General features: G+C 42.9%; 28 protein-coding genes and 1 pseudogene. 12 read left to right on the forward strand and 17 right to left on the reverse strand.

The window, feature by feature from the left end; translation table 11 throughout:
* Positions 1 to 332 precede the first annotated feature (332 nt).
* Complete coding sequence (locus myaer_RS21450; RefSeq protein WP_162496109.1) at positions 333 to 689, forward strand: hypothetical protein; 357 nt, start codon at positions 333 to 335, stop codon at positions 687 to 689.
* Here myaer_RS21450 and myaer_RS11305 read toward each other — a convergent pair.
* Positions 666 to 851: a hypothetical protein gene (locus myaer_RS11305; RefSeq protein WP_002757942.1), complete on the reverse strand. Its 186-nt coding sequence runs from the start codon at positions 849 to 851 to the stop codon at positions 666 to 668. The genes myaer_RS21450 and myaer_RS11305 overlap by 24 nt on opposite strands.
* 2 nt (positions 852 to 853) lie before the next feature.
* A complete protein-coding gene (locus tag myaer_RS11310) occupies positions 854 to 1,339 on the reverse strand; it encodes a type II toxin-antitoxin system VapC family toxin (protein ID WP_046662161.1) in 486 nt (161 codons plus the stop codon).
* A gap of 58 nt (positions 1,340 to 1,397) precedes the next feature.
* Between myaer_RS11310 and myaer_RS11315 the strand changes: the two genes are divergently transcribed.
* Entirely contained in the window at positions 1,398 to 1,658 is a 261-nt protein-coding gene (locus myaer_RS11315; protein WP_149039029.1) for a hypothetical protein, read from the forward strand.
* On the opposite strand, the gene myaer_RS22680 is transcribed toward myaer_RS11315, so the two are convergent.
* Entirely contained in the window at positions 1,582 to 1,836 is a 255-nt protein-coding gene (locus myaer_RS22680) for a phage tail protein (protein ID WP_046662162.1), read from the reverse strand. The genes myaer_RS11315 and myaer_RS22680 overlap by 77 nt on opposite strands.
* 325 nt (positions 1,837 to 2,161) lie before the next feature.
* Between myaer_RS22680 and cobS the strand changes: the two genes are divergently transcribed.
* A complete protein-coding gene (cobS, locus tag myaer_RS11325) occupies positions 2,162 to 2,920 on the forward strand; it encodes an adenosylcobinamide-GDP ribazoletransferase (protein ID WP_046662163.1) in 759 nt (252 codons plus the stop codon).
* Here cobS and myaer_RS11330 read toward each other — a convergent pair.
* Positions 2,917 to 3,378 carry a PPC domain-containing protein gene (locus tag myaer_RS11330; protein WP_046662164.1) on the reverse strand — a complete coding sequence of 154 codons (462 nt, stop codon included), beginning with the start codon at positions 3,376 to 3,378 and terminating at the stop codon, positions 2,917 to 2,919. The genes cobS and myaer_RS11330 overlap by 4 nt on opposite strands.
* A 1-nt stretch (position 3,379) precedes the next feature.
* Between myaer_RS11330 and myaer_RS21335 the strand changes: the two genes are divergently transcribed.
* Positions 3,380 to 3,517, forward strand: coding sequence for a hypothetical protein (locus myaer_RS21335; RefSeq protein ID WP_158524798.1), 138 nt, complete (start codon positions 3,380 to 3,382; stop codon positions 3,515 to 3,517).
* Positions 3,518 to 3,677: 160 nt separating this feature from the next.
* On the opposite strand, the gene myaer_RS11335 is transcribed toward myaer_RS21335, so the two are convergent.
* From myaer_RS11335 to myaer_RS11370, 8 genes are all read right to left on the reverse strand, one after another.
* On the reverse strand, positions 3,678 to 3,899 hold the full coding sequence (locus myaer_RS11335; RefSeq protein ID WP_046663718.1) for a DUF4278 domain-containing protein: 222 nt from the start codon (positions 3,897 to 3,899) through the stop codon (positions 3,678 to 3,680).
* 93 nt (positions 3,900 to 3,992) lie between these two features.
* Entirely contained in the window at positions 3,993 to 5,048 is a 1,056-nt protein-coding gene (locus tag myaer_RS11340) for a potassium channel family protein (protein WP_046662165.1), read from the reverse strand.
* Positions 5,049 to 5,081: 33 nt separating this feature from the next.
* The gene (locus tag myaer_RS11345; protein ID WP_046662166.1) at positions 5,082 to 5,939 is read right to left on the reverse strand and encodes a DNA-formamidopyrimidine glycosylase; all 858 of its coding nucleotides are present in this window, start codon (positions 5,937 to 5,939) and stop codon (positions 5,082 to 5,084) included.
* A 104-nt stretch (positions 5,940 to 6,043) separates the two neighbouring features.
* Positions 6,044 to 7,387, reverse strand: a complete 1,344-nt coding sequence (locus tag myaer_RS11350; RefSeq protein ID WP_046662167.1) for a cytochrome c biogenesis protein — start codon at positions 7,385 to 7,387, stop codon at positions 6,044 to 6,046.
* Positions 7,388 to 7,437: 50 nt separating this feature from the next.
* Positions 7,438 to 8,166, reverse strand: coding sequence for a cytochrome c biogenesis protein CcdA (locus tag myaer_RS11355; RefSeq protein WP_002799052.1), 729 nt, complete (start codon positions 8,164 to 8,166; stop codon positions 7,438 to 7,440).
* 18 nt (positions 8,167 to 8,184) lie between these two features.
* Entirely contained in the window at positions 8,185 to 8,547 is a 363-nt protein-coding gene (locus myaer_RS11360) for a VOC family protein (protein WP_046662168.1), read from the reverse strand.
* A 2-nt stretch (positions 8,548 to 8,549) separates the two neighbouring features.
* A complete protein-coding gene (locus myaer_RS11365; protein WP_046662169.1) occupies positions 8,550 to 9,506 on the reverse strand; it encodes an ABC transporter permease in 957 nt (318 codons plus the stop codon).
* Positions 9,507 to 11,240 carry a peptide ABC transporter substrate-binding protein gene (locus myaer_RS11370; RefSeq protein ID WP_046662170.1) on the reverse strand — a complete coding sequence of 578 codons (1,734 nt, stop codon included), beginning with the start codon at positions 11,238 to 11,240 and terminating at the stop codon, positions 9,507 to 9,509. It lies immediately after the preceding gene.
* A 682-nt stretch (positions 11,241 to 11,922) separates the two neighbouring features.
* Here myaer_RS11370 and myaer_RS11375 point away from each other — a divergent pair.
* Genes myaer_RS11375 through myaer_RS11390 form a run of 4 tightly spaced genes read left to right on the forward strand, consistent with a single transcriptional unit; the run spans position 11,923 to position 14,767 of the window.
* Complete coding sequence (locus myaer_RS11375) at positions 11,923 to 13,044, forward strand: DNA cytosine methyltransferase (protein WP_149039030.1); 1,122 nt, start codon at positions 11,923 to 11,925, stop codon at positions 13,042 to 13,044.
* Positions 13,028 to 14,137: a hypothetical protein gene (locus tag myaer_RS11380; protein WP_045359490.1), complete on the forward strand. Its 1,110-nt coding sequence runs from the start codon at positions 13,028 to 13,030 to the stop codon at positions 14,135 to 14,137. The genes myaer_RS11375 and myaer_RS11380 overlap by 17 nt, the downstream gene beginning before the upstream one ends.
* Before the next feature lie 52 nt (positions 14,138 to 14,189).
* The gene (locus myaer_RS11385) at positions 14,190 to 14,468 is read left to right on the forward strand and encodes a type II toxin-antitoxin system RelE/ParE family toxin (protein ID WP_024968549.1); all 279 of its coding nucleotides are present in this window, start codon (positions 14,190 to 14,192) and stop codon (positions 14,466 to 14,468) included.
* Positions 14,468 to 14,767: a HigA family addiction module antitoxin gene (locus tag myaer_RS11390; protein ID WP_046662171.1), complete on the forward strand. Its 300-nt coding sequence runs from the start codon at positions 14,468 to 14,470 to the stop codon at positions 14,765 to 14,767. The genes myaer_RS11385 and myaer_RS11390 overlap by 1 nt, the downstream gene beginning before the upstream one ends.
* Positions 14,768 to 14,958: 191 nt before the next feature.
* Here myaer_RS11390 and murB read toward each other — a convergent pair whose 3' ends face one another.
* The 3 genes from murB to myaer_RS11410 form a co-directional block, all read right to left on the reverse strand.
* A complete protein-coding gene (gene murB / locus myaer_RS11395) occupies positions 14,959 to 15,837 on the reverse strand; it encodes a UDP-N-acetylmuramate dehydrogenase (RefSeq protein ID WP_046662172.1) in 879 nt (292 codons plus the stop codon).
* Between the two features lie 119 nt (positions 15,838 to 15,956).
* A complete protein-coding gene (gene murC / locus myaer_RS11400; RefSeq protein WP_046662173.1) occupies positions 15,957 to 17,384 on the reverse strand; it encodes a UDP-N-acetylmuramate--L-alanine ligase in 1,428 nt (475 codons plus the stop codon).
* A 255-nt stretch (positions 17,385 to 17,639) separates the two neighbouring features.
* The gene (locus myaer_RS11410) at positions 17,640 to 18,326 is read right to left on the reverse strand and encodes a hypothetical protein (protein ID WP_046662175.1); all 687 of its coding nucleotides are present in this window, start codon (positions 18,324 to 18,326) and stop codon (positions 17,640 to 17,642) included.
* Positions 18,327 to 18,522: 196 nt separating this feature from the next.
* On the opposite strand from myaer_RS11410, the gene hisD reads away from it, so the two are divergent.
* Positions 18,523 to 19,827, forward strand: a complete 1,305-nt coding sequence (gene hisD / locus myaer_RS11415; RefSeq protein WP_046663720.1) for a histidinol dehydrogenase — start codon at positions 18,523 to 18,525, stop codon at positions 19,825 to 19,827.
* 93 nt (positions 19,828 to 19,920) lie between these two features.
* Positions 19,921 to 20,258 (forward strand): annotated as a pseudogene (locus myaer_RS22480) (excalibur calcium-binding domain-containing protein).
* A gap of 51 nt (positions 20,259 to 20,309) precedes the next feature.
* Here myaer_RS22480 and myaer_RS11425 read toward each other — a convergent pair.
* Positions 20,310 to 21,383 carry a Gfo/Idh/MocA family protein gene (locus myaer_RS11425; RefSeq protein WP_002737757.1) on the reverse strand — a complete coding sequence of 358 codons (1,074 nt, stop codon included), beginning with the start codon at positions 21,381 to 21,383 and terminating at the stop codon, positions 20,310 to 20,312.
* A gap of 233 nt (positions 21,384 to 21,616) precedes the next feature.
* Between myaer_RS11425 and myaer_RS11430 the strand changes: the two genes are divergently transcribed.
* Complete coding sequence (locus myaer_RS11430) at positions 21,617 to 22,189, forward strand: shikimate kinase (protein WP_046662176.1); 573 nt, start codon at positions 21,617 to 21,619, stop codon at positions 22,187 to 22,189.
* A complete protein-coding gene (locus myaer_RS11435) occupies positions 22,189 to 22,509 on the forward strand; it encodes a cupin domain-containing protein (RefSeq protein WP_046662177.1) in 321 nt (106 codons plus the stop codon). Before myaer_RS11430 ends, myaer_RS11435 begins: the two co-directional genes overlap by 1 nt.
* Positions 22,510 to 22,670: 161 nt before the next feature.
* Here the strand turns inward: myaer_RS11435 and hemW are convergent, their stop codons facing one another.
* Positions 22,671 to 23,843, reverse strand: coding sequence for a radical SAM family heme chaperone HemW (hemW, locus tag myaer_RS11440; RefSeq protein ID WP_046662178.1), 1,173 nt, complete (start codon positions 23,841 to 23,843; stop codon positions 22,671 to 22,673).
* Positions 23,844 to 23,887 lie beyond the last annotated feature (44 nt).

The raw sequence follows: 23,887 nt of genomic DNA on the forward strand, positions 1-23,887 counted from the left end.
CAGAACTATCTTCACCAAGAAATTAGCAGTCTAACTATGAATTATACGGAAAATTTCCGTATCTCATACTAAATACACATTTTTAAAGAATCTTTCCGCATATTACTCTCCTATAGAGCGATCACAAGAACTTTTCCTAATAAAATTACAAGTAACCGTGTTATGTCGAATTATTATAGGCGTTCTCATGTTTTGAAAATCCCACAGGGTGGCCGATACAAAATTAAGTTATACTTCATCTTTATGAGAAACGCTGCCATACCGGAATCTAATTTTGGGGAGATTGATTACCATATTTAACTTCATTTGTCAAGAAATTCTCTCATTTTTAGGTGCGGCATTGCACTTTAACCCACAGCTGCAATCAATCTGCATGGTGCGTTCCCCAAAAATCGATCAGTGGAGCAGTAGGAGCCACTTTAGGGAACGCACCCTATTTTTTCTGTCAAGCCAACCGACAGGATCAGCGTACTGCTACGCACTGCCTTCGCCATCGCACTTTAACCCACAGCTGCAATCAATCTGCATGGTGCGTTCCCCAAAAATTGATCGCTGGAGCAGTAGGAGCCACTTTAGGGAACGCACCCTACAAGATCATCGGCGATCGCACTGCTGCGCAGTGCCTTCGCCATCGCACTATAGATTTAGCGGTTCCATTGAATGCTTTAGCCGGCGGTCGGGTGCAGTGATTTGTTAGACGCTCGCTTAATTGGCAACCTAACTAATCTATCTTTATGAGCCAGTTGCTTCTGCTTTAAGTCATTAAAAATAGCTCTTAAGTCATATTGAAACGATTGAGCGTATTCTTCTCTATACTTGTGAATTTCATCGAGAATTTCATTTTTATACATGACTAGACCTCTAGGTTATATCCAATAAGCTCATAAGGAGTGCAAATAACTGGCAATATATATCCGAGATCAGAACTAATCTGAGCCAGCTTACGCTGAATTTGGGCATTTGCCATGTGCTTGCAGTTCCATGTTAGCAAATAATCTAAGTTATAGACGGTTGCTAATGCCATATGTAAAGCGTCATTAGATGCCTTTAGTGGCAGATTGCTTTGAGTCAGAAACGCTTGCGAAAGTTCAAACGCATCTTCTGTAAGTTCGAGAAGCATTAGGGATTGTAACAAGTTTAACCGTTGAGCGGCGATTATCGGATCTCCCTTAGCTGCCTCATCTTCAACGATCTCTGATGCGTAAAGCGTCAATGAGCTACTATGTTCGTTCCACCAATCCTGGGTGATCTTGATATTAGCAGCAACGATCAGATTGTCAGTGGGTCTGGCGGTTAAATGCCCAACAATACTTGTTTCAATATAGACGCTTCCATTCACGGCAACCTAGAATATCTTTTCGCTCTCTATCCTACCTTATTTAATCTTGGTTTTGAGGGTGTTGGGTAACAGCCGTCAACCCAACCGACAGGATCAGCGTACTGCTACGCACTGCCTTCGCCATCGCACTTTAACCCACAGCTGCAATCAATCTGCATGGTGCGTTCCCCAAAAATCGATCACTGGAGCAGTAGGAGCCACTTTAGGGAACGCACCCTACAAGATCGGCGATCGCACTGAATTTATTTTTCCCGAAATGGATATATACCCTCCAGACAGATTATATATCGTGATTCTCCTTCGCCATCAACATCCTTGACAGTAGGCAATTTAGGCAACGCAAAACTCCTGAATCCATCACCTCCGTATTTGGTCCCAAATATGGAGTACAGCGCCGGATAGCCAGATATCGGTAGCTTAGATCCGTCACAAAATGCCCAGCCTACCGGCGCAAAATCCCCTGCAAAAAGCAGAATCTGTCCGATCAAAAAATCCATGTTTTCTTCTTTCTCCAAACAGTGTTGACTTTTTTAGGTTGTGATCGTCTTTCTTATTTCAACTCGACCTCATCCCTTGAACCAACTACACAATATACGAAAACTTTCCGTATCTCACGCCAAATACACATTTTTTAATAAATCTTTCCGTATATTCCTCTCCTATAGAGCAATCGCAAGAACTTTTCCTATAAAATTACAAGTAACCGTATTATACCGAATTATTATAGGTGTTCTCAGATGTTTTGAAAATCCCACAGGGTCGCCGATACAAAATTAAGTTATACTTCATCTTTATGAGAAACACTGCCACACCAGAATCGAATTGGGGAGATTGATTACCATATTTAACTTCATTTGTCAAGAAATTCGCTCATTTTTAGGTGCGATCGCTTTTTACACGATTATTCCGGTTCCGATTGCCTGGCCGGATTTTGGCAGAATTGCCCGATGGATTCCCTTAGTGGGCTTATTTTTGGGTTTAATTCTGGTTTTGCTCGATATAACTCTAGCTGGTCTGGGAATGCCCCCCCTAACTCGTGCGGTTGTCCTTGTGGGAGTTTGGGTTTATCTAACGGGAGGACTACACCTTGATGGAGTTAGTGACACGGCCGATGGTTTAGCTGTCACCGACCCCCAGCGTCGTTTATTGGTCATGGCCGATAGTGTTACCGGGGCCTTTGGAGTCATGGCCGTGACCATGGTTTTGCTGCTAAAAATCGCCGCTTTGACTGATTTAAGCGATAATCGAGCCTTAGCTCTAATTTTAGCACCAATTTGGGGACGTTGGGGGCAAGTAATGGCGATCGCTCTTTATCCCTACCTCAAACCCACCGGTAAGGGAGCCTTTCATAAAGTGGCTTTTTGTCTGCCTTGGGACTGTGGGGGAGTAATTTGGGGGTTAATCGCCCTATTTGGCGGTCTAAGCTGGGGAATAATCGCTATTAGTGCCGGAATCGCCCTCGCTCTGCTTACTGGTTACTGCTTATATCGTCGTCTTCGGGGTCACACCGGCGATACCTACGGTGCGGTGGTGGAGTGGACAGAGGCTCTATTCTTGGTTTTTTTGACAATAATTAGCTAATTTTTGCCCTCCACAGCCCGTAAACGGGTTAATTTCAGGGTAAATTTTCCCCCACCGGTTTCTCCGAAAGCTCTCACCCGAATAATATATTTACCCGACTCGGTAATGCGTGCAAAGAGGAGAGCATTAGTGCCACCATCGGGACCATCATCATTTTCTGCTACAGTGGAACCATCGTCGGCCAGGAGAATTAAAACTCCATCAAAATTTTCTGATTTCAGATCGATGGCCACCTGATCGTCCTTGTCCAAATCTACGGTATAATCTCTGGCAAACCCTCCTTCACCCGTAGGAATATCCTTGTCGGTGAGAGTATCGTTAATTTCTTTATTGAGTATGAGGGGGACGGGATTGTAGATTTTTTCTGCTCGCACCGGCAAAGATTGACCGCTTAACCAGAATAAAGTGAACAAGACGCATAAACCAGAATAACGACCAGTCAAAGGGAATCTTATCATAATGGCAGATGTTCGTTTTCTCAATCTCCCTATTCTACAAAAAACTGATAACTATCAGCAGTTCGAGAAAATTAAATTCAGAATCTGGAAAGGGGGAACATCAGGACTGGGGAACTGCGGAAGGGAAAAATATGTGTAATTAATTTTGCTTAGGTAGTTATTCCTTGCTGGCAAAAACAAGTAAAAAAATCCCCCTTTGAGCAAGGGGGAAATAGGGAAGATAAAACCCGTCTAAGGTAATTGATGAAATCATTAATTGACAATATTTAAAAAAGATTAATTAAAAAATGAACTAGAAGTTAAAAACTTAAAGAATGTCCTTCCGTGGGCAAAGAAGCTAAAGAGTGAGTGATATGATGTTCTTGACCGCGATAGGTAACGGCTACCTGTTTCTCAATGGTTTGAACGACATCACGGTTTTTTAAATAGGGAACACCACGATAGCTTAAAATCATCGGACTGGAGGCAACGGAGACAGTGGGATTTTTCTCGTAAACAATGCCGCGATAGGTTAATTTCATAGCTGTCCCTGGAGATAATTGGTGAGCCATTCCTATCTCCATCGGCAGCGAAATTAATTCCAGAAAAGCTCAACTTTTTTCTGGGTAAATATCCTACCAAGAAGACCCTCGATAGCGCATTTCTCGACGCAAGGCATAACGACGGGCAAAATTAGGAACATCGCCCCGATGACCTAATAAAATGACCGTATCGCCTTGCTGTAGAATGGTGGAATTGTCGGGATGGGCGATGACACCACCATCAAATTGACGGATAGCGACGATAATAAAAGCACCCTGTCCCCGCACTTCCATCTGACTGATGGGTTGTCCCAAAAAAGGCGAATCGCTTAAAATTGAGTATTCTTCAAATTGCAGGTCGATATCGGCTAATAATTCGTTAAGATTGCGCCTACCTTCATCTTCCTGTAAAAAATCGATTGCGGCCGGATGGGTGATTAAATGGGCCATTCTCTCTGCTCCAATGGTAGCAGGTAAGACCACTTGATCGGCTCCGGCTAGTTTTAATTTTTTCTCGGTGCTGGGATATTCTCCCCTGGCGATGATGTATAGTTGCGGACTGAGTTCCCTTGCGGTTAAAGTGATGAAGACATTTAAGGCATCATCGGGTAACACAGTCGCTAAAACTCGCGCTTTGTCGATGCCGGCTTTCTGGAGAATACTTTCATCGGTGGCGTTACCATTAAGAGTTATGTAACCTTTTTCCTGAGCTAATCGAATGCGATCGGGGTTATTATCGACGATAATAAAGGATTGGGCTGTTTTTGCCAATTTAGTGGTTAGGATGCGTCCTATGCGCCCAAAACCGCAGATTATGACGTGATTTTCTAAGCATTCCATCTCTTTATTCATCCGGCGATCGCTAAAGGCTCTGTTAATTTCTCCCTCGGTGAGCATCTGAAAAAACCCTCCCACCACATAAACGGCCGAGGTGGTCCCACAGACGATAACTAACATGGTAAAAGCTCTCAGACTAGGAGTGTTAATCGGTTTAACTTCCCCGAAACCTACTCCAAATATGGTGATAATCACCATATAAACGGCATCGAGAAAACTCCAACCGTAGGCCATATAACCGATAGTTGCCCCGACTACCGTAGCGAGAAAAAAACTCGCCCCGATGATAATCCTTTTCAGTGAACTTTGCATCGATTTCCGTGACCTGACCATCTAGCTATCAGCTTACAACTGTTTACTGATTACTGTTGAGACTTGACATTGGGGACAAAAATGAGCCGAGCGCCCACTTAATTTAATTCTGGCAATAGTTGCACCGCAAAGACGACAATTTTCGCCGGTACGACCATAAACCCAGGCCATCGAGCCATAATTGCCATTAACTCCCGTAACGTGGAGAAAATCGCTAAAACTGGTCCCGCCTTCAGCGATCGCGGTTTCCAATACAGAAATAATGTTTTTTGTCAATAAGTCTATTTGCTCAATTTTCAAGAGATTAGCGGCAGTTTGGGGATGGATACCACTTTTAAAAAGAACTTCATCCGCGTAGATATTGCCAATTCCTGCCACCACATTTTGATCGAGGAGAAAAGTTTTAATCGGACGACGACTTTTTTGACAGTGACTATAGAGGTAATCGGGGGTAAAATTGCGATCAAAGGGTTCCAATCCCAGTTTTTTGAGAGCAGTAATCACGCTTTCTGGGGTTTTATCGGCGGCAATCCACCAAATTTTCCCGAAAGTGCGGGTATCGACGAAGCGCAATTCTTGCTGATTAGCAAAAAAGAAGCGTAAGCGCGTATGAATCGGCAGGGGAGTGGTATCTTTTACCCAGAGCAATTGTCCAGTCATACGCAGATGAACCCCGATACTGCTACCATTATCTAAATTGGCGAGGAGATATTTGCCTCGGCGCTGCCAATTGGTAATCGTAGTCTGAGCAATTCCTTGCAGAAAAGTTACCTCGCAATTAGGATAGGCTAGGGTACGCTGCAATAATACTTCCCCACCGATAATTTTTTTGCCCTGGGTAACTTGATTTAACCCGCGACGCACCGTTTCTACTTCTGGCAATTCTGGCATATAAGTGATTGAACAAAATTAAGTTCTTGGTTAGGGTAGGCAAAAGGCAAAAGATAGATAAACAGAACTTTTTATCAGGAAACGACACCAGATTAACGTCAATTCTACTTTAACTTTAGCCTTTCAATGGTATCAATTATTTCCCGTTCAAAACCGACTTGAGCGCGATTAGTTTTCCCACCAATATAAAAGCGATCGCCCGATTGTAAAGCCCAAATTTGGGAATGGGAAAAGTAACTCATTACTACTCCCATCATCAATAAAGCAAAACCTAAATAGACAATAGGTACTCCCGGATCTGCCTTAATTTGTAAACCTGTACTGCCGACTAATTCGACTATTTTTAGATTAACTCCATTGATAGGAATCGTCATTCCTTCTCGCACAGCAGAGGTTAAATCTCCCTTAGCATCATAGACAATTAACGTACCTTGTAAATCTCTGACTAAAAGAGAAACTCCCTCACTAAGATCGGTTTTAGTCGGAATCCAAGTTCCCCAGATTTGTCCATTACCTTTGGTGTCTAAACTAGCCATCGGTAGCTGTAGGATCGGACTATTATTCACCTGTACTTTTACCCCAGCAATTCCCCAACTGGTTTGATAAAAAGTCACCCCTTTATGGTGCAAAGGTTGGTTAACTTGAATAGTTTTGCGATCAATCTCCTCTCCTTGATTATCGATCACCGACAAATCAGAATAAAATTGTTCTATATCACCTTTAGGACTATAATCAATCCAAAAACGATTAACTTTAATCCCCCAATCCTTAGGGAGAGAATTTTTAGATAAGGGTCCAGCTTCAATAATATTTTTAACCTGAAAACTATCGCCACTAGCTACCATTTCTTGAGCGAAAAAGCCAGTTAACGCTCCCCAGATTGCCCCTGCTAAAATAATTAACATGGCTGCATGAACGATAATCGGACCGATTTTACCGATCAGACCTTTACGAGCATAAAGACTGTTATTTTCTAGAAAAACTTTGTAGCCTTTTTTTTCTAATAGAGGTGTGAGAGATTCTAGGGAACCAGTTTCTAATTCAGCACTTAAAGCTAGTTTTTGAAATTGGCGAGATTGTTGATAAAATTGCCATTTTCTGGCCGCCTTTAAAGCGGGTAATTGTCGTCGGAAGGTACAAGCGGTTAAACTGGAACCAAAGAGAATTAATAATGATAGATACCACCAAGTGCTATAAACATGATTTAATCCCAATAGTAATAAAACTTTCCAAGTCAGAAAGCCAAATAAAGCGGGTTTTTCAGGATAATTAGCTTGGTAAAAAGATAGAGATTGTCCCTGTTCGATTACCGTCCCAGAAATGCTAAAAATAGCGATTAAAAGTAAGAGGATAATTGCCAATCGTAGATCGGCAATAGTCTGGATAAATTTACGTCCCCATTGGGGCCGTGTATTCTTTAAATTTGAGGAAGTTTCCGATATAGTCATAGTTAAAAGTTTTGCAATTCTAGCCAATTATCTATCATAACTCTCCACCATCACAGCAGACGGGATAATAAAGAAAAAACTCCAAAACCGATTAATAAAACCCCACTGACAGGATTAATCCACCCGGACCATTGACGCAGGGAAAGAAAGCTTTTCAGCGAGGCAGTAAAAGAACCGACGATAATTAAGGGTAAAACATAACCGCCAGTGTAGGATAACAATAATCCCCCTCCTAAGCTTAAATCTCCCGTATTGGCCACCCATGCCAATAGAGTTGCTAGAACTGGTGTACTACAAGGAGAGGCGATTAAACCAAATGTTAAACCGAGAAGATAGGACCGCAAAATCGGAGGAAAATCCCCGGTAATCCAATCGGTAGCGCCAAGGGAGGGGAAGCGCAGGGGTAATAATTCCAAGAGGTTTAACCCCATCAAAATAGCGATCGCACTGACGATAATTGGTAAACCGATCCCCACCTGTCCATAGACTTTGCCTAAAGTAGCGGCAATTAGTCCCAATCCCGCTAAGGTGGTGGCTAATCCTAGGGAAAACCATGTGGACTGCCAAAAAGCCGCTAAACGACCTTGATTTTCGTAACCCCCGATATAAGCGACGGTAATCGGCAACATCGACAGCATACAGGGGGTAAGACTGGTGAGTAAACCGGCTAGAAAAATCACGGCAATACTGACAAAACTAAGGTGAGTCAGTTGGGAAGTCACTAAGCGATCGGCGTATTGTTCAAGGTGATAGAGTTGAGTCTGTAATTGGTCTAACATATCGGGGAATTTTTCAGGCTAAATTTGGCTCATTTCTAGGATATTACCATCGGGATCGCTGACAAATAATGCCTTTCTACCCGAGGCACTCATTTGAATTGTATAACCTTGACTTTCTAGATAGTTACCCATGGCCGCCACGTCATCAATAGCGAAGGCAAGATGAGGATTGCGTCCCCATTTTTCGGGATTGGGACGGTAGTTTTGATAATTGGTATCGACAATTAAATGAATTTGATAATCTCCCACTTGATACCAAACCCCATCGTATTGAAAAGGGCGATCAATTCTAGTTAATCCTAGAACATTTTCGTAAAAGTTAACGGCTTTTTCTAGCTCTGTGACTAAAATCGCCGTGTGTAAGGATTTTGTGATGTTCATAGTTAATATCTGACTCGCGGATCGAGCCAACTATAGGTTAAATCGGCAATTAAGTTAAAGATAACAATTAAAATCCCATAGATAAAGGTAATCGCCATCACTACGGGGGTATCACTGCGGGAAATAGAATCAATTAATAAAGCACCGATACCCGGCACACGAAACACTTGTTCTGTAACTAAGGCCCCAGTAAAAATTGAGGGAATATCGAGAGCAATCAGGGTGACAACGGGGATTAAAGCATTGCGAACTATGTGCTTAGTTAGGACAGAAAAATTAGTTAATCCCTTGGCTAAGGCAGTTTTAACGTACTCTTGGTGAATTTCTTCAGTTACGGAAGAACGCACAAAACGCATCAACATCGCCCCTTGATATAAGCTTAATACAGTTATGGGCATAATTGACTGTTTAACCTGCTCGATCAAACTATTAAAATCACTGATTTTTAGGGTACTGTTATAAAAAGATGGTAGCCAGTTTAACTGCACACTAAAGATAATTATTAATAATAATCCCGTCACAAAGGTGGGTAAAGAAAAGCCAAGCAGGGAAAAAGTAGAGATGATTTTGTCTAACCAAGAATAGCGCTTGACTGCTGAAATTACGCCCAAAGGAAAAGCAATTAAAACCCCAAAAATATAGGCAATACCGACAATCCAGAGGGTTGTGGGTAAACGCTGCCAAATGAGGGTAAAAACCGGGCTGCGACTGGTGAAAGAATAGCCCATATCTCCTTGAAGAAATGCTAACAACCACTTGACATAACGCACGGGAAGGGGTTGATCTAATCCGAGACTTTTGCGAATATTTTCTCGCACCGCTTCGGTGATAGCGGGATTAGCGGCAAATTCTCCCATCGGATCCCCCGGCGCTAGGGCCAAAATGCCAAAAACCACCATACTAATAGCTAAAAGAGTGGGAATCGAAAATAATAATCTTCTCAGAAAATATTTGAGCATTTATTTACTACGCTTCCAGTCCTTGATGTTCCAAGTATTTCTATCCCAGGGAGTTAATTTAAACCCCGACAAACTATTGCTAATTGCCACCACATCGGCACGATGAACTAGGGGAATAATCACAAAATTATTGATTAACAGATCATTCATTTTAATTGCTATTTCTCTCCGTTTTTCTGGGTTTAATTCTTGACTAAAAGCTTGCCATAATTTATCGTATTCAGGATTACAATAACGAGCATAATTATCCCCGGCCCAACCATCAGCTTTTTGGGGAATTTCGCTACAGGTAAAGGTTTTAAAATAGGCTTTTGGATCGGGACTATTATTACCTGTAGTGTACATTTGTAGGTCAGCATAAAACTTTTCTACCGTGTCATCGTTAGCAGGATCGCTAGAAAAGAAAATACTGGCATCAACAGTTTTTAATTCTACTCCTACCCCGATCGCTTGTAAACTTTGTTTGATAATTTCTTGGGTTTTCTGACGCAGAGGATTGACAGTGGTTTGAAAAACTAATTTCATTTCTACCCCATTTTTATCCCTAGTACCATCACCATTACTATCTTTCCATCCCGCATCATCTAGTAATTTATTAGCCTTTTCTAGATTAAATTCATAGCTAGTATTGGGAGAATTATATTCTGATGGCATTACAATAAAATTAGGAGTTGTTTTCCCAGTAATACCATAAAGCTGCGTGGCAATAGTATCTCTATCAACGGCTAACGACAAAGCTTCTCTTACTTTTACATCACTCAAAAAAGGATGGGGAAACTTAATACTAGACCTCTCACCTTCGGGAGTAACTTGATTAGGATCGCTCAGATTAAATAAAACTCGTTCAATCAAAGAACCGAAACTAGATATTAACTGACCCCGACCCGCTTTTTCTAAATCACTTAAAACCTTAGCCTCCACTTGCAAATTATAGGCATAATCCGCCTCCTGTGTCTGTAAAACCGCTCGTGCCGCCGAAGTTGCATCACCTCCTCCTTTTAATTCTATTCTTTGAAAACCCAATTTATCCGCTTCTCGAAAGAAAGAATTTGGTTCATAAACCGCCGTATCTCCCGGTTTAAATTCTACCACTTTATAGGGACCAGTTCCCACCGGTAATAAATTAGCAGGGGCTTGACGTGCTGTTTCATCGCTATATTTTTCATAGAGATGAGCGGGTAAAATCATCCCTTCTGTTCCCACAAAAACTAATGACCAAGCGGGATTAACTTGCTTAAAAGTTATTTTAACTGTATGGGGATCGATCGCTTCCACAGTTTTAACTATTTCATAATTGCCAGCGCTAGTAGAACCAGTTTTCGGATTGGTAATAAAATTATAGGTAGCGATGACATCTTTGGCAGTAAAAGGAGTACCATCTGACCATTTAATATCTTTTTTTAGCTTCCATGTCACCGATTTGCCATCCTGGGCAACTCCCCCATTTTCAATAGTAGGAATTTCCGCCGCTAAAAAAGGAACTAATTCCCCTTTTTCATCGAAACTAGCCAAAGGTTCTAAGGTAATGCGACTCGCTTCTGAGTCTTTAAATCCCGTGGAGAGATGGGGATTTAAAATCGTCGGCGCTTGCCAATATAAAAGTTTTAAAGTTTCTGGATTATTATTGGTCGTTGCTGGGGGATTATTAGCTGTTTGTTGACGACAAGCACTAAAAACCAGCGTACAACTAAGGGATAAAATTAACAGGGGCAAGAAAAGCGATCGCTTAAACATTTTTAATGACAATCAATAATTCAACAGGGTGACTTAGGTGATTCCCTACCCCACCAATAACAAGTTATCAGACATTGAGTCTTGATCTCGATCGATTAATTGATTATTTGCCTTTATCCATTCCTAGTCAAGTTAAATCGATCGTGCCATAATAGCGGGCCTGTACTAGACAATAAAATCTTAGCCACGGCGACGAAATGGGTTCTTCGGTTTGTGTTATGCAATGTACGGGGGGTATAAGGGATGGAACCCTTATAGAGAAAGACGTTTGGCGATTTTTGTCAATTGTTTTTGATCTAGAGCGAACTAATCAATTAAATCTCTTGCCAGATAAGGATTTAGTTTATTTATGCCACCCTATCGAACCATAAAAAGTAACGAAGAGCCAGAAAATCCGTATTTGGGGTGTTGTATGGAAAAAATCCGTCTAGTATATAATTAGTGTGATAGCCATCGCCGTGGGGTGCGTTCCCTAATGTGGCTCCTACTGCTCCACTAGCAGTAGGCTAATCTGGCTAACACGCTTTTGGGCGTGATATAGGGAAAAGTTATGGCGATCGCGCCTAAATGGGGTGAGATGCCGAAAGTTGACCCATATCATTACTTTTAGGAGTGTTATACAGAAAATTTCCGTATAATTAATAGTTAGCTGCATGAAACCAAAACCTTACGGAGTCAAAGTTTGAAGAATCAAAAGCGACAAGCCATCAGCCTTTTTTCAGGGGCAGGCGGCATGGACGTAGGTGTACGGGATGCTGGCTTCAATATTCTTGCAGAGATTGAATTCGATCAACACTGCTGTGCAACTTTAGTGGCTAATGCAGAAACTCATGGATACAACACAAAAGTCATTCATGCGGACATACGAACGATTGCTCCAAAGCAATTGTTGAACGATTTATTTTTAAAGAAGGGTGAGCTAGATTTGCTTTTCGGTGGTCCGCCTTGTCAATCCTTCTCTTTAGCAGGTAAACAGCGTGGTTTGGAAGATGAACGAGGACTGCTCCTTTTTGAAATAATTAGATTTGCGAAAGAGTTACAGCCCAAAGTAATTTTTCTTGAGCAAGTCAAAGGGTTGCTTTCCTCAAAGGGCGAAAACAATAGGCGCGGCGAAGTATTTGAAAAATTCTTGGAAGAACTGGAGGCTATAGACTACACACCGAAATGGCGCGTAATTATGGCAGCCGATTATGGTGTTCCTCAATTAAGGGAACGGCTTTTTGTTATAGCCACCAGAGGGCGTAACGGATTTTATTTTCCAGAGAGAACACATGCGCCTATAGAGGAATGCAATGGGTTATTTTCGTACAAGCCATATATCGGAATAGGTGAAGTCCTAAATGGATTGTCAGAGCCAGATCAAAAAATTAAAGGCAAGACTGTTTACGATAGAGCGGATAGCCATGTTGATGTAACTCCACCACGAGATCGTGAGAGAATTGCTCAAGTCACTGAAGGCTCTTATCTGGCAGCCCAAACCCACCTTGGGGAAGAACTCCGCTGCGGATTATCACCAAAAGATACAACCAAATATTTGCGTCTTCATCGAAAACGCCCATCAAACACATTGCGGTGCGGGGAAATATTTTATCATCCTACTGAAAGTCGATACTTGACTCCTAGAGAATATATGAGGATACATGGTTATCCTGACAGCTACATATTGAAGGGGCCAATTCGATCAAGAACAGGATCGGTTCCAAACTTGGATCAGCACAGGCAAATTGCTAATTCTGTTCCCCCTCCCTTAGCTAAGGCAATGGCACTCCAAATCAAAGGATTTTTAGATGAGCAAAATATTTGAACTGTATGGATATCGTCTTGACTGCTGGAATGCAGAAGCCTCTGCCAATAGAGAAAAAGCATGGTGTCCTTTTATGGATGCCGAGTGTGACGGTGGCGGAAACCGTTACCTTTCGGCATTAGACATCAACAAGAATCCAACACTAGAAAAGTTTTTTCCAGGAAAGAAAATAGTCCAATCAGGTGTTTGCTCGTTACGTTTGCGAGATTCTGAGCAGCCATGGATTGTTTGTCCACGCCGTCTATTGTCCTTGAAAGGACAACAAGAAAACTATCAAGCCCATGTTCGGGAGCAATTGGTCAAATATTCAAATCTTGAACAAGGAAAGCTCTACCGGGCATGGTCTGAAGTTAAAATGAAAGTAAATACCACGAATGATGATGATGAGGCAAAATCCTTCGACTATACGTTTGATTATGTCATAGCAGGTGCGAGCCGAAAAAAACTATCTGAAGTAGCCGTACTGGTTGGGAAAGGAGTTCGCGCAACTCAAAAAATTGCTGAAGAAAATCAATATACTTTAGCATCCCGAAACGGAGAGCTTTGGATTGACGATTTTCCCTCTGATCCAATTGTCATTGTTGAAATCATGACATCAAGCACGTCAGGGGGCGACAAAAATAAACGAACCCAGATTGCTATGGCTTGTGAGGATGCTATCGTTTCTCCAGAAACTCATAACGGACCAGGAATTAACTATCGCCAAGTATGGGCGCGAATGGTTAGCCAATTGATTGTAAAATCCCAAGTTGGTCTTGCTTGGAATGGCAAAACCTTCTGGCTTCTTCAGGATCTTCTTGCTCAATACATCTCCTCTACCACAGCATTGGACTTGTCAAAATACATTGCTCAACATCCTGATGAGGTGAATATTCTTGCATTCGGATACGGCGAAATTGATGCAGAACCTACTTCACCGATCATAGAACTCAGTGACTCTACTTTTTATGCTGGGCCTATAACCGAGAATGCCGACAATTCAGTTTCTAAGGGCTTCGTCGAGATTGTAAAAATTGGTGCTCCGCCGGATAAAGAGCATCTATGGCGTTCTTTGTTCAAGAAGGCACCATGTGGAAACATCACATGGAAATGAAGAAAAAGCAGCTAGGGTTGTAACCAGTAACGTTATGGGTTACACTTAATGGATGATAGTCAGTTTCAAGCATCGAGGACTAGAGCAGTTCTTTGAGTCGGGAACCACCCGAGGCATTCAGGCAAATCATGCCCAACGAATTCGGCTGATTCTGGCTCGTCTCAGTGCTGCAACTTCACCGCAAGACATGAACTTACCCGGGTTGGTACTTCATGAACTGGCAGGGCAACGTAAAGGAACCTGGACGGTGAGAGTATCTGGAAACTGGCGGATCACTTTCACCTTTGACGGTGTTGATGCTTGTGATGTCGATCTTGAGGACTACCACTGATGAAAATGCATAATCCACCACATCCTGGTGAAGTTCTTAAAGAACTTTGTCTCGAACCTTTAAATCTGACTGTGACTGAGGCTGCTGAAGCATTGGGTGTAAGTCGAAAAACCCTATCTGCCATCTTAAATGGTAGGGCAGGTATTAGCCCCGAAATGGCAATTCGCTTAGGGAAAGCTTTCGATACATCTCCTGAAAGTTGGCTCAATCAGCAAATGCAATACGATCTATGGCAAGCAGAGCAGACAATTGGCAATATCAAAGTCAAACGGCTATCAGTGCGATCGGCGATCGCGTAGGGTGCGTTAATTAAATGTAACGCACCACCCACGAGATATATTAAAAATAGTTAGCCGTAGGGTGCGTTCCCTAATGCAACTGCTCCACCAATAGATTTTTGGGGAACGCACCATGCTAGAGGATTATAAAAATATTTGCCGTCGCACTCCAGCCCATCGTGGCTGAGTTCAACCGTTATCGAGAAAAATAGTTAAATCCCGTCAAATTCCCCTAAAACTTTCACCTCTGGTTCTAACCAGAGGGACCAGCGATCGAACACTTGTTCCTGCACATGGCGAATTAAACGCAGAATATCCGAGGCTTTTGCTGAACCAATATTCAGGATAAAATTAGCGTGTAATTCTGATACTTGCGCCCCACCAATTTGATAACCTTTTAATCCCATTTCCTCAATTAAAGCCCCGGCAAATTGCGGTTTAGGATTGCGGAAAACACTACCACAACTAGGACGATCATAGGGTTGGGTACTTTTGCGATGGCGTAAATTATGGGTAGTAATTGCCATTATTTCCTCGCGATTATCGGTAGCTTCTAACTGAAATGTGGCTTCGATAACTAAACGTTGATCCCCTTGCAGAGAAGAACTGCGATAACTATAATTTAAATCTTCTTTGCTTAAAGTTTCTAACTGACCATCGGGATTTAATACCAGCACCCGCACTAATCGATCCGCCACACAGGAGGTATGTGCGCCCGCATTCATGACCACAGCCCCCCCCACCGTACCCGGGATACCCACCGCCCATTCTAAGCCCTTCCAGCCCCTTTTTGCCGCTCTCCAAGCTATTTTTGGCAGGGGTTCCCCCGCCGCTGCTGTAATCGTAGCAGTTTCGGCATCAAAACAACTCGATCGCAGATGGCGAGTATTGAGAACAAGTCCGGGTAAACCTCGATCGCTGATTAGTAAATTTGAACCGGCCCCCAAAACAGTCAAGGGTAAATCTTGTGATTGCCACCAAGCGAACACTTCTCTTAATTCCTCTAGATTAACTGGTTCGGCATACCATTGCGCTCTTCCCCCCACCCGGTAGGAAGTGAAATCAGCTAGAGAAACAGAGGATTTAATCATAGGGTTTTAGGGGTTGGGGAGCATTTTCAGTGAACAGTAATCAGTAATCAGTAAACATAATAACTGATAACTAATAACTAATAACTGATAACTGATAACTGATAACTGATAACTGAATCCTATACTCTAACTGCTAATTGTTCGCGGTAAAGAGAGAGCATTTCGGGGATAACTTGATTGAGATTGCCGGCACCGAGGAACATGGCTAGATCCCCTGGTTGAAGAATTTCTAGCAGGAATTGACCTAAAGAACTCAATTCGGGGTGATAGTAGGCGTTTTTATGGTGTTTTCTCACCTGTTCGACCACTTGCTGCCCGGTGACGTGATTGATATTCACTTCCCCGGCACTATAAATATCCGTTAAGACTACCACATCGGCGGAACTGAAAGCGGCTCCGAATTCCTCTAAAAAGGCAGTGGTGCGACTGTAGCGATGGGGTTGGAAAATAGCGATCGAACGTTGGTACTGTTTGCCTTCTACCTTCAATTTTGCCGCCGCTAACGTGGCCAACAATTCGCTAGGATGGTGGGCATAATCATCGATAAAAGTAATGCCGTTTGCCTCTCCCTTGTGTTCAAAACGGCGTTTTGCCCCAGCAAAAGTAGCGATCGCATCGGCAATAACGGCAAATTCTAAACCGAGATAACGTCCGATGGCCACCACTGCCAAGGCATTACTAATATTATGTTGCCCGGGGATTTTCACTTCCATTTGTCCCAGATAACTGCCTTTTTCCCAGACGGAAGCTTTCATCATTCCCTGTTCATAGATAATCTCGCTGACGGTGTAATCGGCACCTTTTTCGGGATCGAGACTATAACTGATTGTCGGACGGAAATGCTCGGCGATCGTGTCACAATCTAAACAAGCGACTAAAATCTGGCACTGATTGGCGAATTCACGGAAAGTATCGATAACTTCGCTTAAATTCTGGTAATGATCGGGGTGATCTAGCTCAATATTAGTGATTACGCCGATTTTCGGGGCGTGCTTGGTTAGGGAACCATCGGACTCATCGGCCTCAGCCACCAAAAAACGACCTTGACCAAGACGAGCGTTACCTTCCCAAGCGTCCACCTCACCACCGACAATGATCGTGGGGTCTAATCCCGCTTCCAGGAGAACGTAACCGATTAGGCTGCTAGTGGTGGTTTTGCCGTGGGTGCCAGCGACGGCGATACTGTCGTAATCAGCGATTAAAGCCGCTAAAACGTCGCTACGGTGAAAAATTGGGTATCCTAAGTCTCTGGCCGCTTGATATTCCTTGTTATGGTCATTAATCGCCGTGGAGCAGATTACTTGCGGAACTGTTTGGCTACTGTTTTGAGGGCCCGGAGAATGAAATAAAGCTAAATTATTTGCCTCTTGACGGTGGAAAATGTGCGCTCCCGCTCCCTGTAGCCGTTGGGTAATATGGGTAGGACGTAAATCGGAGCCAGACACGGGTAAATTGCGTTTGGCTAAGATATAAGCGAGGGCTGACATCCCAATACCGCCAATACCGATAAAATGGAAAGGTTGGCCGTTAAAATTAACTTTTTTCACTGTTTTCACTCCTCAAACCCACGATTATATAAGTTTTAAACTCGATCGGTAGTAAAGTCAACCTCATGATAGGGGCATTTGGGCAGAATTCCAAAATGTTGCCCAGTCGCCTTGCAAAATCCTTGACGCAGAATTAAAATTTTTTCTCCCAATTCCTTTTTTTTTACTGAGCTTTCCCGAACGTCCGAACGTCCCGAAAATCGGTAAAACCCTACACCCTGCACCCCACGAAAAACTTTTTGCCGCAAACCCTAATTAGGGCAGCCATTCCAGTAAAATTCCCAGGGAGCTATCTTTACGAGCGCGGGAATTTTGGGCTTGAATATCGGCGGCTAAACGTAAATTAGAGGTAATCGCATAACCAAGGGAAAGAGTAGTTAATCCCACCTCGTTATCACCCCCCGGGGAGATAAAACTCTGACTGACGGTGATATCTGCTGCCCCCGTGCGAGAAAGGGCTAATTTGAGCTTTAATCCTAAGTTAAGCCCATCGGTGCTGTAATTTCCTGTTTGAATGTAACGATAGCCCACCATGGGAGCCAGATTGACATAATCACCCAAAGGGAGGAGATAGTATTGTAAATTTGCTCCTATTGCCGTCCTTTTGCCGTTAAAAGCCGTCTGATAATCGCCACTTAGGGTTAAACTGGTTTGACTGAAAAACACATCTTCTACCCCCAAAATCACGCCACTGGAATTATCCCTAGAAGGAAACTCTGTATATCCTAAACGGATACGAGTGCGAAAACTAGGATCGCGGCGAATATCTTCGGCGATATCGGGTATTTTTTCTAACCAACGCTCTAAAACCGGGCTTTCTTGCCGAATTTTCGGATCTAAGTCTAAATCCGTTTCTGCCCACACAGCACCACTCGCCCCCCATAATAAACCAAGAGCGATCGCATTTACAGAACAGCAAGAGAGCTTAAACATGATCTGCATTATACCCAAGAAGGCAGGAGGCAGTAGGCAAGAGGCAAGAGAAAGAATCTGGCAATAAAGCCTTTAGCTTAACAAATTACTGGTTACTGTTTACTGATCACTGAAAAGCCAGCACTCCCCCAAAGGTTACAATAAAAATAAAGATTCAGATTCCCCGTTATTCTTGAGAGGACGGGGGGCAGTAGGAGCAGCAATAGTGGTTAGAATATTAAAACTTTCGCAATTAAGTGATGCGGAACGGGCAAAACTTCAGAAAAGAGCCGAGTTAGATATTGATAACGCCCTCAAAGTCGCTCAAACGGTGATAGAAACCATCCGCGAGCGGGGGGATGCCGGCGTTGTGGACTATGTGCGGCGTTTTGACTACGAGGGTGCGACGGTAGAAAATATCAAAGTCAACGAGGCAGAATTTGAGCAGGCTTTTCAGTTAATTGAACCAGAAGTAAAAACTGCCATTGAACAGGCTTTCCGGAATATTCAAGAGGTACATCGTCGCCAAATGCCGGAAGAAACACAACTGGCAGAAATTGAACCAGGTGTCTTTGCTGGCGAAAAAATCTCTCCTATCCCCAATGTGGGTTTATACGTTCCCCGGGGCCGCGGTGCTTTTCCTTCGATGATGTTAATGTTAGCCATACCGGCAATGGTGGCAGGAGTGGAAAGAGTTGTCGTTTGCACTCCCCCCGATAAACAGGGCAACGTGGAGCCGGTTTCTCTGGTGGCGGCACGCATGGCTGGAGTCAGAGAAATTTATAAGTTAGGAGGCGTACAAGCGATCGCTGCTTTAGCTTTGGGAACAAAAAATATCAAAAGGGTTGACAAAATTACAGGTCCGTGCAGCGTCTATGGGGCGGCGGCCAAACGGTTACTGTTCGGCACTGTGGATGTGGGTTTACCAGCAGGTCCAAGTGAGTCGATAGTTTTGGCCGATGAGTCCACCGATGCCCGTTTAGCGGCCTTGGATTTATTAATTGAAGCGGAACACGGGGCGGATTCGGCGGCTTTATTAGTCACCCACAGTGAACAGGTGGCGATCGCTGCTAGTGAATACGCTCAGGAATACCTGCAAAAACTCCCAGATTGGCGACGGGAATTTTGTGAGGCGGGTTTAGCCGCCTATGGGGGCATAATTTTAACCGATAGTTTGCAGCAATCCCTCGATTTCGTCAATGAGTACGCCCCGGAACATCTGGAGGTTTTAGTTAGTAATCCTTTTGCCATTCTGGGCAAGATTAAAAATGCTGGCGAAATTCTCCTGGGAAATCATACTCCTTCCTCTATGGCTACCTACGCCATCGGGGTAAATGCTGTGCTGCCGACGGGAAGTTTTGCCCGTTCCTATTCCGCGGTTTCAGTTTATGATTTTCTCAAGCGCTCCACTTTGGCTTATGTCACCCCTGAAGGCTTTGAAAAGTTAAAAGAAACCACGAAAACTTTAGCCGAGTACGAAGGTTTTCCCGCCCATAAATTAGCAATTCAACACAGGGAAATTTTACTCTAAATAGGGGGAATAGGAAACAGGGAATAACTCAGATTTATTATCCTGTCTCCTATCTGCTACTATGATAAGAGCAGAGAATCAGGCAAGCATTTTATGAAAAAAGTAATTGTTATTTTAATTCTGTCTTTTCTGAGCGAACAAATATCAATAAAATCACCAATTTCTGGCAATCAAACCCTCAATAATTTAGCCGTAGCTAACAACAATAATCGTCCCACTCCCCAGAAAAAACCTAGTCCTTCTCCACAATTCCGCGCTCGATGGTAGAACTCACTGTTCCCAGATGACCTCCTGTGCAGAAGCGACTTTTTTCTTGAGAAATTGCCCCAATGTCAAAAATGGATGGAGATGGTGATGGAGTTCCCTGTGAAAGTCAATTCTGTGGAAAAAAATCCTCAGAAAAATGTTTAAAAAGTTTTCCAGATAACTAATTTTGTTTTCTCACCCCAATTCTCTCATTTAAAGAATTGGGGTAAAAACAATTAAGAAGCAGTAATCACGGGAGAATTAAGATATTGATAATTCCAGTCCGATTGTTGCCAAACGCGACCATCAAGGGCAATTTGTTCGATTAAACTAGCTAATCGTAAAGCTTTTAAAGCTTGTTCCCCACCGACAGAAGGTTGGTCCCCACCGCGCACACAATGAACAAAATGTTCTAATTCCGCGTGTAGGGGTTCAATATTGCTAGTATAAACCTTTTCAATTAAACCATCTTGACGGTAGAGAACTTGACCGTAATCGGTGCTATAGTTAGCGGTGGTTTGCCGGTGAATGAGAATTTCATTATTGAGAAAATCCGCTTCCGTGAGAGAATTTTTACAGTGGGCCGCTAAACGGCGAATCTTGCGATGAGTCACCTTACTAGCGGTTAAATTAGCCACCACTCCATTACTAAAACCAAGGGTTGCAGTGACATAATCGAGATAACCGGAATCAGTGGCAGCGCGACTACCACTAGCGGTTAATTTCACCACGGGAGCGGCGACTAATTCTAAAATTAAATCTATATCGTGGATCATTAAATCTAACACCACCGACACATCATTAGCGCGCTGGGAATAGGGACTCATGCGATGGGATTCAATCGCTAAAATCTCCTCGGTTTTCAAGACCTTCGATAACTCTTGGAAAGCGGGATTAAAACGCTCGATATGACCCACTTGCAGAATACAATCGTGATCGGCTGCCGCATTGACTAAAGATTCCGCTTCACTAATACTAGCGGCGATCGGTTTCTCGATCAAGGTATGTACTCCCGCTTGCAGACAGTCCATCCCGACTCGATGGTGTAACCGCGTGGGGACAGCGAGACAAACCGCATCTACCCTAGGTAAGAGATCTAAATAATTTTCAAAAAAACGGACTCGGTATTTACTGGCAGTTTCCAGACCCTTTTCGACGTTGACATCGGCCACCCCGACGAATTCCACGTCTTTTAATAAACTCAGGATGCGACTATGGTGTTGTCCCATGTTACCGACCCCGATAACCCCGACTTTAATCGGTTTGAGTTGATTTCTGTTACCCGGAAAGTTTGCTGGTTGATTGGACATGAATTTTAGACTCCTGTGTTCACACTCCCCACACCACTTGATTAAATTAATCAAGCTGATTTTGTCGATTAATTACCAAGATGGTATCATGGTTATCCAGATTCTGACACGATGTCGGTGTCAATGGGAGTTCTGAGAAGATTTTCTGATTTCATCTGGCGGTTTTCACTCCTAAATGCTTATCAAAAAATCATCCCTGAGTAGCGAGGACTACATTCAGCTAAATTTTAACTATGGACAATTCAACGGATTTTAACTCCTTACGGGGATTAAGTGTTTTTTTGCTAGGAATGATGGGATCTGGCAAATCCACCCTGGGAGAGTTGCTTTCCCGACGGTTACAATATCGTTTTTTTGATACAGATATATTAATAGAAAGGGTCGCGGGAAAGAAAATCAGGGAAATTTTTGCCGACGAGGGAGAAGCGACTTTTCGGGAGTTGGAAACCCAAGTTTTGGTCGAATTATCCTCTCTGACTAAAACTGTGATTGCCACTGGGGGAGGGATGGTTTTAAAACCGATGAATTGGAGTTATCTTCGTCACGGTTTAATGATTTGGTTAGATGTTCCCCTAGAAGTCTTGGTTAAACGTTTAAAACAAGATACCTCTCGTCCCTTGCTTCAGTCCACTGATTTAGAAAGTAAACTGGAATTATTATTAGAACAAAGACGAGGAATTTATGCAGAAGCAGATCTTCGGATTGTTGTTTCTGACCTAGATACACCTGCTCATATCGTTGAGAAAATTTTAACAGCAATACCGACGGTGATTAAAGATTTTCATCCAGAAAGAGATAATAACTAATGACAGCAGCTTCAATTTTTGATTTACCTGAACTAATTCCCGACCGAGAAATTCTGGAAATTTTAGCTCAAAGTCAAGCTATTCGTCTAGAAAGAATTATTTCCACCGGTCAAACCACTCCCCAGGGTCAATGGTACGATCAATCTGAGTTTGAATGGGTGATTTTATTACAGGGATTCGCTGAGATTAGTTATGAAGATGGCAGCCAAGTTAATCTGCAAGCGGGGGATTATCTCCTAATTCCTCCTCACCAAAAACATCGCGTCGAATTTACTAGCAATAATCCCCCCTGTATTTGGTTAGCTATCCATTATCGCTAGTAAGTAGGTAGGTGTTAAAAGTTGTCAGACACCCCCTTATCAAGGTAGGGTTGATTCATGAATCAACCCTACTATGAATCAACCCTAGGATTAAGGAGAGATCGAAGCTAAAATCCATTTTTAATTTAATTATAACCAGCTACTTAAACTATCGTTTCTAACTATTGCCAGCGATCGAATAAATCGGTTAAAACTAGATTAGAAAACAAAAAACCTTCGGGGTCACTTAATCTTACCCTGGTATCCCCCTCAATTATTACTAGATTACGCTGTTTATGCGGCTCTAAGACCTCTAAAATTGCTTTTTTGATTTCCGAACCAAAATTAGCTTCAATCGCAGGTAAACTCACACCTTCTGCTAACCTTAACCCTAGCATTAAGGTTTCGAGAAGATCATCGATAAAACTATTTTTCTCCACGTCAATTGGGCAGCCTTCTTTTACCCAAGCGAAATAGTCACGACTTTTGCGCGGACGGGTAAAACGTTGTTGATGAAGATAACTAGCAGCCCCCATACCAAAACCGTAATAGGGACGATTTTCCCAGTAAACTCGATTATGTCGGCATTGATAACCCGGTTTGGCATAGTTAGAAATCTCGTAATGTTGATAACCGGCTAAAGCTAGTTTTTCACCGGCTAAAACATACATTTTCGCCGTAGTTTCATCATCGGGTAAGGGTTTTTTTCCCGGTTGATACTGTTTGCCGAAAGGAGTAACCGCTTCTAAGACCAAATCGTAACAGGAAAGATGGGCCGGTTGCAGTTCGATCGCTTTTTCTAGGGAATTTTCCCAATCTGTCAGGGTTTGTTGTGGCAATCCTGAAATCAAATCCAAACTATAGTTAACTATTCCCAAACCCTGAATTAATTCCACTGCCTGATAGATATCCTTAACAGTATGCGATCGACCAGAAACCTGTAATAATGGTTCTTGAAAAGCCTGTACTCCTAAACTAACCCGATTGACTCCCGCGCTAAGATAACCCTGTAATTGTTCTAAACTAAAGGTAGCCGGATCGATCTCCATAGAAATCTCTATATCGGCCGCAAAATCAAACTTTTTGGCTAAAGTATCCAGAATTGATCCTAATAATTCCACCGGTAACAGGGAAGGAGTCCCCCCCCCAAAAAAAATTGTTTCTAGGGGTTTCCCCGTCCCCTGACTAAGACTAATTTCTTCTTGTAATATTTCCACATACTCCACCACAGGGGGAAAAGTCGCCGGATTGGTGCGATTACCAAGGACAAAAATCGGGAAATCACAGTAAAAACAGCGCCGACGACAAAAGGGAATATGAATATAAACCGAGGTTATGGGGTGAAAATAGGGCATTACAGCAGTTATCAGTGAACAGTAATCAGTAATCAGTGAACTCA

The organism is Microcystis aeruginosa NIES-2549 (assembly GCF_000981785.2).
GTDB classification, from domain to species: Bacteria; Cyanobacteriota; Cyanobacteriia; order Cyanobacteriales; family Microcystaceae; genus Microcystis; species Microcystis aeruginosa_C.

What these genes read in the sequence shown, in the direction of transcription:
- myaer_RS11305 (WP_002757942.1), bottom strand. Translation starts at nt 851, where the DNA reads ATGTATAAAAATGAAATTCTCGATGAAATTCACAAGTATAGAGAAGAA.
- myaer_RS22680 (WP_046662162.1), bottom strand. Translation starts at nt 1,836, where the DNA reads ATGGATTTTTTGATCGGACAGATTCTGCTTTTTGCAGGGGATTTTGCG.
- myaer_RS11330 (WP_046662164.1), bottom strand. Translation starts at nt 3,378, where the DNA reads ATGATAAGATTCCCTTTGACTGGTCGTTATTCTGGTTTATGCGTCTTG.
- myaer_RS21335 (WP_158524798.1), top strand. Translation starts at nt 3,380, where the DNA reads ATGGCAGATGTTCGTTTTCTCAATCTCCCTATTCTACAAAAAACTGAT.
- myaer_RS11335 (WP_046663718.1), bottom strand. Translation starts at nt 3,899, where the DNA reads ATGAAATTAACCTATCGCGGCATTGTTTACGAGAAAAATCCCACTGTC.
- myaer_RS11340 (WP_046662165.1), bottom strand. Translation starts at nt 5,048, where the DNA reads ATGCAAAGTTCACTGAAAAGGATTATCATCGGGGCGAGTTTTTTTCTC.
- myaer_RS11345 (WP_046662166.1), bottom strand. Translation starts at nt 5,939, where the DNA reads ATGCCAGAATTGCCAGAAGTAGAAACGGTGCGTCGCGGGTTAAATCAA.
- myaer_RS11350 (WP_046662167.1), bottom strand. Translation starts at nt 7,387, where the DNA reads ATGACTATATCGGAAACTTCCTCAAATTTAAAGAATACACGGCCCCAA.
- myaer_RS11355 (WP_002799052.1), bottom strand. Translation starts at nt 8,166, where the DNA reads ATGTTAGACCAATTACAGACTCAACTCTATCACCTTGAACAATACGCC.
- myaer_RS11360 (WP_046662168.1), bottom strand. Translation starts at nt 8,547, where the DNA reads ATGAACATCACAAAATCCTTACACACGGCGATTTTAGTCACAGAGCTA.
- myaer_RS11365 (WP_046662169.1), bottom strand. Translation starts at nt 9,506, where the DNA reads ATGCTCAAATATTTTCTGAGAAGATTATTATTTTCGATTCCCACTCTT.
- myaer_RS11370 (WP_046662170.1), bottom strand. Translation starts at nt 11,240, where the DNA reads ATGTTTAAGCGATCGCTTTTCTTGCCCCTGTTAATTTTATCCCTTAGT.
- myaer_RS11380 (WP_045359490.1), top strand. Translation starts at nt 13,028, where the DNA reads ATGAGCAAAATATTTGAACTGTATGGATATCGTCTTGACTGCTGGAAT.
- myaer_RS11385 (WP_024968549.1), top strand. Translation starts at nt 14,190, where the DNA reads ATGATAGTCAGTTTCAAGCATCGAGGACTAGAGCAGTTCTTTGAGTCG.
- myaer_RS11390 (WP_046662171.1), top strand. Translation starts at nt 14,468, where the DNA reads ATGAAAATGCATAATCCACCACATCCTGGTGAAGTTCTTAAAGAACTT.
- murB (WP_046662172.1), bottom strand. Translation starts at nt 15,837, where the DNA reads ATGATTAAATCCTCTGTTTCTCTAGCTGATTTCACTTCCTACCGGGTG.
- myaer_RS11410 (WP_046662175.1), bottom strand. Translation starts at nt 18,326, where the DNA reads ATGCAGATCATGTTTAAGCTCTCTTGCTGTTCTGTAAATGCGATCGCT.
- myaer_RS11425 (WP_002737757.1), bottom strand. Translation starts at nt 21,383, where the DNA reads ATGTCCAATCAACCAGCAAACTTTCCGGGTAACAGAAATCAACTCAAA.
- myaer_RS11430 (WP_046662176.1), top strand. Translation starts at nt 21,617, where the DNA reads ATGGACAATTCAACGGATTTTAACTCCTTACGGGGATTAAGTGTTTTT.
- myaer_RS11435 (WP_046662177.1), top strand. Translation starts at nt 22,189, where the DNA reads ATGACAGCAGCTTCAATTTTTGATTTACCTGAACTAATTCCCGACCGA.
- hemW (WP_046662178.1), bottom strand. Translation starts at nt 23,843, where the DNA reads ATGCCCTATTTTCACCCCATAACCTCGGTTTATATTCATATTCCCTTT.